Source organism: Streptomyces sp. NPDC003038 (assembly GCF_040611115.1).
Lineage (GTDB): Bacteria > Actinomycetota > Actinomycetes > Streptomycetales > Streptomycetaceae > Streptomyces.
Window position 1 is genome coordinate 45,415 of sequence record NZ_JBEXNN010000040.1, and the last position, 6,666, is coordinate 52,080.

Here is a 6,666-nt window from a genome sequence, read left to right on the forward strand (position 1 = left end):
GATGTGTCAGCGTGCCGCGGCGAACTCCCGCATCGGGCTGTCGCTGGTGTAGAAACGCCGAGCGACCTCCAGGACTTCGGCCACGCTCACGAAGCCGTCGCCATCGGTGTCGATCTCACGGGCCTTGCCCGCGGCTTTCGCTGAGGCTCCCATCGCCTGGAGCATCCGCTCCCATTCGCCGATGTCGACCCGCCCGTCGCTGTCGGTGTCCGCGATCGCGATCACGGCCTCCGCCCAGGGCCGGATGGTCGCCTCGAACCCGTCGGGGTTGCCGTGCAGGTGTTCCGCGGCCGAGGTCACGAACTCCTGCTTGCTGATCCGGCCGTCCTTGTCGCTGTCCGCGATGTCGGCCAGTCCGCGGAAGTAGCGCCGCGCGCCCTCCATCAGAGCCCGCGACTTGGCGGCGGACTCCGCCAGCCCGAACGCGCTGGTGATCCGCTTCGCCATGCCGAGGAAATCGGCTTCTGTGATGTAGCCGTCCCCGTCGCGGTCGAAGGTGGCGAACCGGTCGAGCAACTTGTCGTCGTACGAGCTCATGATCACTCCAGGACATGCGTAGGTGGACGCCTCTCGCACCGGACGCTAGCCGCCTTGATCACTTCCCGCGGCGCGACGTACCGCCGCTACACCATCCGAGTCGAACGTTCACGCTCACGTGTAACACACCTTGCTCCACCGGCCGGGCCTGCCTGAAGAACCCTCGCTGGGCAACCCGCCGGTTCCGCTCACCCGGGCGGAGCCTCTCGTTTTTCTGGCCCCGGCAGACCTGCCGGGGTCGGTCACCTCGACGGCTGGGTGCACTGCTCGGTCGGCTCAGCGGACTCGGTCGTAGATATGGGTGGGAGTGCGGGAGCGGGTGCAGGCTCTCATCGCCGCGCCAGCCGGCGACCGCGTTTTTGGGGCGATAGGGCACAAGTTCTTCCTTGAGGACCCTTTGACCTCGGCAGAGCTGGCCGGCCTCGAAGGTCAGATGGGTGTGTCGCTGCCCGGGGACTACCGCGACTTCCTCCTCCACGTCGGCGCCGGCGGTGCCGGGCCCTCATATGGGGTGTGTCCGGTACGACTCATTCAGGGTCGCTGGCGGTGGGAGTGAGATGGAGCCGAGCTGGCTGGCCTGTTCCGGCTGGCCGAGCCGTTTCCGCGTGAGGGGGCCGATCCTGAAACGGTCCAGCTGCTGCTGTCCGAGCACCCGGAGGAGGAGGACTTCGAGGAGATCGAGGACTTCGATGACGCCATTGAGGCATGGGAAGAGCGCTGGGAACCAGTGATGTGGTCGGCGGACCGCAGTGTCGGCGCGGTCGTGATCTCAACGCTGGGTTGCGCCGCCCGTGAGTGGCTGATCATCAGCGGCCCGGAGCGTGGGCGAATCTGGTCTGACAAGCGGGCGGATGACGAGGACCTGAAGGCGCTTCTCGACGACAACGGTGCGCCGATGACCTTCACGCGCTGGTATCTGACGTGGCTTGAGAAGGCTGAACGTCAGCTGGCGCCGGGCCCGGCGGCGGACTGAGTTGCGGACCCGGCGGGGCTCGTCCCGGGTTTCTTTGTCCAGCTGTCGGTGCTGGGGCCTTTGCGGGTCAGTCGCCTGGTTATGAGGGTGATGAGTGTCCAGTTGATGTGGGCTTCGCCGTGTTGGGGCAGGCGCTCGTAGTCGCGGACGTTGCGGCGGGCGTTCATGATCCATCCGATGGTGCGTTCGACGCGCCAGCGCCGGGGCAGAAGTGGCCGCCCGCGCCGGTGAGGACACCGACGTTGAGTCCGGGGTCGGTCTCCAGGAGGGTGAGTGCGTGGTCGAGGGCGTCGGCCAGGGCCTGGTTTACGGCGTTGCGGACATGGGGCCGGTTGAGGGTGATCACCAGGACGCCGTCGCACTGCCGGGCCACCACTACCGGTTTGGTGATTGCGTACTCATCATGTCCTTCCGATCCGCGGGCAGGGGCAGGGTCATCGCCGGACGAGGGGCAGGGCGGCGAGGCCGCGCATGACGCGGGCCGGGCGCCAGGGCAGCTCTTCGGCTGGTTTGGCCAGCTCCACGGTGCCGAGACGTTCCAGCAGCAGGGGGAAGGCGACGGCCCCTTCGAGGCGGGCGAGGGCTGCCCCGATGCAGAAGTGGGGCCCGTACCCGAAGGCGAGGTGGTCGTTGGGCGTTCGTCCCACGTCGAGACGGCCGGCGTCGGTGAAGTGCTCCTCGTCCCGGTTGGCGGACCCGATCAGGAGACTGACGATCTCGCCCGCGCCGATGGTCTGCCCGTGCAGGCGGATCGATTCGCCCGCGCACCGGAACGTGGCGTCCCGAACAGGCGAGTCGTAACGCAGCAGTTCCTCTACCGCGGTGGTCAGAAGACCGGAACCGGCGTCCTGGCCGGCAAGGCGCGCGGCCTGGTCGCGGTGGCGCAGCAGGGCGAGGATGCCGTTGCCGATCAGGTTCATGGTGGTGTCATGGCCGACGAGCAGCAGGAGGTAGGCGGTGGAGCGCAGTTCCTCCTCACTCATGGCGCCGCTCTCGTCGCCCGCCCGCACGAGGGCGCCCAGCAGGTCCACGCCGCCGCTTTTCTCCCCGGCCCGTTTCCCGGCGATCAGGGCGTCGAGCAGCGCGTGCAGATCCCTCCCGGCGCGGGCGGGGTCCGCGGTCGTGTCGGGGGCGATGGTCGCCATCAAGGTGTCCCGGGTCGCGGCCGTGTCGAGGTGTTTGGGTACGCCGAGGATCGCGCAGATCATCCGGAACGTCAGCGGCGCCGCGAAGTCCGCGATCAGGTCGATGTGCACCTGGTGCTCGATCCGGTCCAAAAGCCGGTGCGCGACCTCGGCGATGAAGGGTTCCAGCAGGGTGATCCGGCGGGGCACGAACGCCGCGTTGACCAGGGTCCGCAGCCGGGTGTGGTCCGGTGGGTCGGCGTGGACCAGGTGCCGGTTGAGCCCGGATGGCCCTGGCATGTATCCGGGAACCCGGCCCGGGTCCTTGCTCAGACGGGGGTCGCATAGCAGGGCGTGTACGTCCTCGTACCGGGAGATCTGCCACACCGCGGGCCGGCCGGGACGCCGTTCGACGTGGGCGGGAGCGTGACGGCGCAGCCAGGCGAAGTACGGGTAGGGGTCCTGCATCCGGGCCGCCAGCAGGTCGGCGGGCGGACGGGGCTTGGCTTCAGCGGGCACATCATCTCCGGCTCGGCGTTGATCGACGACATCACACCAACGAGGCCCCGCTATGCACAATGCGGCAGGTCCCCGCCTTCCTGGCGCATCCCCCCTCGGGGAGGAACAGGTGTGAGCCGGGCACAATGGCCTTCGTGGAGGTCGAAGGCCAGCACCGTGGCCTCGGCTCCCTCTCCGGGGGTGTCATCAACCCCGCCCTGCCGACACCTGGGCTCCGTTCGCCTTCCTGCCGGCACCCCGAGGGTGACACGGCAGGCGCATCGGCGTGGCCCCGAGCGGGCCGGGGAAAGGCCGTGGGGTGCTGACCCTGCCCGAGTACACCCCTGACCTGTCCGAGCGGTTCGCCGCCGATGGCTACCTGCCGCTGCCCGCCCTGCTGCCCCCCGCGGCACTGGCCGCCCTCGACGACGAGGCCGGGCGTCTGGCCGCCCTCGCCGTGCGCCGGGACTTCGACATGGAGTGCACCGACCGCTCGCCCCGCCACATGACCACGCTCGGCGGCCATGTCATCGTCCGCGAATCAGAACTCATCCCGCGGCTCTACCACGACGAAGTCCTGCTCTCCTTGGTCAGCCGGATCGCCGGCCTGCTCGCGGTCGCCGTCAGGGATCCGCTGGAACGGCACGTCCTCAACACCCTCCACCAGCCGGGCGACACCCACGGCGCCCACACCGACGACTACCCCCTCGCCCTAGTCCTGTTCATCGAAGCCCCCCACGACCCCGCCCACGGCGGACTCCTTGAATACACCCCCCACACCACCGACCTGACCACCCTCGACACGGGCACCGCCCGCCGCGCCCACCACCGGCCGGGCGACGGCTACCTGCTGCGCAGCGACACCACCGCCCACCGTGTCACCCCCCTCAACCGTCCGGGCATGCGCCGTACGGTGGCGAACTTCGCTTACACCACCCCCGACCGGCAGCAGGCCCTCACGCCCTCGGCCGCCCAGCTGTACTGACACCCGCATCCCGGGCCGACGAAGGGGAGTCCGGTCGGATGTAACGGAGTCGACCGATGGCGTGGGTGCAACAGGTCCTGGTGGCCGGCGGACAGAGGCCGGCCACCAGCTGCGGCATCAGGATCACGGCGGCCTGTCCGCACGACCGAGCGCTGCTGGGCCGGTGTCGTGCCTCTGGGCGAGCGGTGCTGGCCTGCCCGACATCGACACCGCCGCGAACCGGTGGCAAGTCCAGCACCTCGCCCCAGGACGGTGCACCCCCCGGTTTGGGGTTAACGTGCAGATCTCCGCCGTACGCAAGCTCGGCTACGCCTAGTAGGCCGAGCTGCCCCGGCCGGGCAACGCTAGGCCGTCTCTTTCGGATCATCACGAAAGACACGGACTGAGGCTCGGCGCTGGCGGGGCTACCGGGGTCGCAGGGCGTGGAGATCCGGCAGATGGCGGTCGCCGACGTGGGGCAGGGTGGTCTTCCGTCCTTGGCTGTCACACCCATGCCCCGCCCCCCGGGTGGCCTACTTGGCGGCCCAGTAACCCAAGTTGTTCCGGTTCCCCTCCGCCGCCCGGCGCGTCGCGTCCGGCGATCCCAGCAGACCGTACGGCAGATACCCGGACCGGACACCGAGTTCCCACCCATGGACCTGGACGGCGAGGCAGGCCAGGGCGAGGGTGCCGAGGGGGAGGAGGGACCGGGGCGCGGGATCACCGGCATCGACCTCGACGCTCTCCCGGTACGCGACCAGCCGGGCGACGAGGGCGTCCTCGAAGGCGTGCTGGTCGTCGTCGAGGAGTACGCGGAGCAGCTGCTGGTCCGCGCTCAGCGCGTCGCCGACCTCGTCGAGCCGCCGGGCGGCCTCCGCGCGCTCCCCGGCGTCGGGCTTGCGCAGCGGAACCGTCGGCCAGTCGCGGGGCAGATGCCCGGCCGCCTCGGTGAGATAGGGGCACAGGGCGTCCATGGCGGCGAGATCGGCGGGGTTGGAGACGGAGGTGTACCGGTTGTAGGGCACGCCGTCACGGATGGCGGGCGCGTAGTCGCCGCGCAGCAGCAGCCCGGTGACCCGCTCCCAGTCCCACACATGCCCGCTGACGACACACATCTCGAACATGTCGAGCCAGGTCCGCGCGGTGGGCGCCTCCCTGACGACGTCCCGGAAGGTGATGGGCCCGTCCCCGAACTCGTCGTCGTCCGGGTCCGTGCTGATCCGCTCCCCGACGAGGGGGAACCGGAGTTCCTGGTCCCCGTCCGGGAAGCACATGATGCTCAGCACTCCCTGCACACACTCCGCGGCGGTGACGGCGACCGTGCCGGCCGCGGCGTCGAGCCCCGGCTCCATCACCGTTCGCGCGGCGACATGGTCGAGCAGTTCGTCCGCCATGGCCCGGATCAGCGTCGGCGAGATGCTGCCGTACCGCAGCGAGTGCCACCGCGTGTAGGCCCGCCCGTCGATGTCGTCGAGCGCCTCGGCCAACCGCTGCTCGCCGACCTGATGGCATGCCACTTCCCGCATGTGACCCGTCCCTTCATGAACTCCACGACTGGACGAAGCACGTTATCAACAGGCACTGACAGCACTAGAGCGTTTTCTTTCGGATCACCTCGCCGACCAGATGAAGATGGCGGCGATCTGGAGTCCGGCGAGGTAGATGGCGGCGGTCTTGTCGTATCGAGTGGCCAGACCGCGCCATTGCTTGAGCTTGTTGATGCATCGCTCAACGGCGTTGCGCTGCTTGTACGTCTCGCGGTCGAAGGCCGGTGGGCGACCGCCGGATCGGCCTCGCTTCTTGCGCTTGGCGATCTGGTCGGAGGGTTGGGGGATCACCGCCCGGATCCCGGGCTGGCGGAGATGGGTGCGGATCGCGCGGGACGAATAGGCCTTGTCGGCCAGGACCGCGTCCGGCGTAGTCCTGGGGCGGCCGATGGGCCTCGGTACCCGTAACGACCCTGTGGTGGTGCACCGCGAGCCCGGCGCCCCGCTCGTCTCCTGCGGTGGCTCCCTGGAGATCGTCGACCTGCCGTATGGACAGATGGAGATCCCCCGTCGACCCAGGCGGCCAACCGCAAACGCCGCGGCAGCCGAGGCGGCAGGCCGCCCGCCCTACAAACAGCGCAACACCGTCTGCGATCTCTCGGTTTGGTGACAGTGGTGTGAGAGACAGTGTGCCTTGGCGCGTTGCTGCTGGTGGGGGGCTGTTTCAGGGAGTGGGGTCACTGTCATGGAGGTGAGAGATCGAGGTCTATCCACTGTCGTGGAGTGAGAGACGTGCAGGTCACGTGCTGACACGAAAGCGAGAGATCGCACTGATCCGCCTCGGCTTCACCCGCCCGCCCATCAGCGGGGCCCTTGGTGCCGCCCTGGATCGCCGGACCCGCTCCTGAACTTTCGCATTATCAGCACGGCCCGGAGGGCTGGTCTCCGGGCCGTGCCCGCGCCGGGTTCGCGCGTCCACTATCGGCATCTAGTGTCCTGAGTCGGAGATTCGTCGGCAGTAAGCGGCGACCTTGTCGAGGATCTCGTCGGCGGTCTTCGTCCAGACGAAGGGCCTGGGGTGTT

7 protein-coding genes and 2 pseudogenes are annotated in these 6,666 nt (G+C 69.1%); 3 read left to right on the forward strand and 6 right to left on the reverse strand.

The window, feature by feature from the left end:
- Positions 1-6: 6 nt before the first annotated feature.
- Entirely contained in the window at positions 7-537 is a 531-nt protein-coding gene (locus tag ABZX75_RS30670; protein ID WP_355416254.1) for an EF-hand domain-containing protein, read from the reverse strand.
- Positions 538-856: 319 nt separating this feature from the next.
- Between ABZX75_RS30670 and ABZX75_RS30675 the strand changes: the two genes are divergently transcribed.
- Both ABZX75_RS30675 and ABZX75_RS30680 read left to right on the forward strand, forming a co-directional pair.
- Positions 857-1,093 carry an SMI1/KNR4 family protein gene (locus ABZX75_RS30675; protein WP_355416256.1) on the forward strand — a complete coding sequence of 79 codons (237 nt, stop codon included), beginning with the start codon at positions 857-859 and terminating at the stop codon, positions 1,091-1,093.
- A 174-nt stretch (positions 1,094-1,267) separates the two neighbouring features.
- Positions 1,268-1,510, forward strand: coding sequence for a hypothetical protein (locus ABZX75_RS30680; RefSeq protein WP_355416258.1), 243 nt, complete (start codon positions 1,268-1,270; stop codon positions 1,508-1,510).
- Here the strand turns inward: ABZX75_RS30680 and ABZX75_RS30685 are convergent.
- From ABZX75_RS30685 to ABZX75_RS30695, 3 genes and pseudogenes are all read right to left on the reverse strand, one after another.
- Positions 1,480-1,734: pseudogene (locus tag ABZX75_RS30685) on the reverse strand (IS5/IS1182 family transposase); the annotation flags it as partial. The gene ABZX75_RS30680 and the pseudogene ABZX75_RS30685 overlap by 31 nt on opposite strands.
- Positions 1,674-1,886, reverse strand: coding sequence for an enoyl-CoA hydratase-related protein (locus ABZX75_RS30690; protein WP_355416260.1), 213 nt, complete (start codon positions 1,884-1,886; stop codon positions 1,674-1,676). The gene ABZX75_RS30690 and the pseudogene ABZX75_RS30685, both read right to left, overlap by 61 nt.
- 58 nt (positions 1,887-1,944) lie before the next feature.
- The gene (locus ABZX75_RS30695) at positions 1,945-3,153 is read right to left on the reverse strand and encodes a cytochrome P450 (protein WP_355416262.1); all 1,209 of its coding nucleotides are present in this window, start codon (positions 3,151-3,153) and stop codon (positions 1,945-1,947) included.
- Positions 3,154-3,451: 298 nt separating this feature from the next.
- Here ABZX75_RS30695 and ABZX75_RS30700 point away from each other — a divergent pair, with 298 nt between their 5' ends.
- Complete coding sequence (locus ABZX75_RS30700; protein WP_355416264.1) at positions 3,452-4,117, forward strand: hypothetical protein; 666 nt, start codon at positions 3,452-3,454, stop codon at positions 4,115-4,117.
- A 512-nt stretch (positions 4,118-4,629) separates the two neighbouring features.
- On the opposite strand, the gene ABZX75_RS30705 is transcribed toward ABZX75_RS30700, so the two are convergent.
- Both ABZX75_RS30705 and ABZX75_RS30710 read right to left on the reverse strand, forming a co-directional pair.
- Positions 4,630-5,622 carry an immunity 49 family protein gene (locus tag ABZX75_RS30705; protein ID WP_355416265.1) on the reverse strand — a complete coding sequence of 331 codons (993 nt, stop codon included), beginning with the start codon at positions 5,620-5,622 and terminating at the stop codon, positions 4,630-4,632.
- Positions 5,623-5,706: 84 nt separating this feature from the next.
- Positions 5,707-6,051 (reverse strand): annotated as a pseudogene (locus ABZX75_RS30710) (transposase); the annotation flags it as partial.
- Between the last annotated feature and the right edge of the window lie 615 nt (positions 6,052-6,666).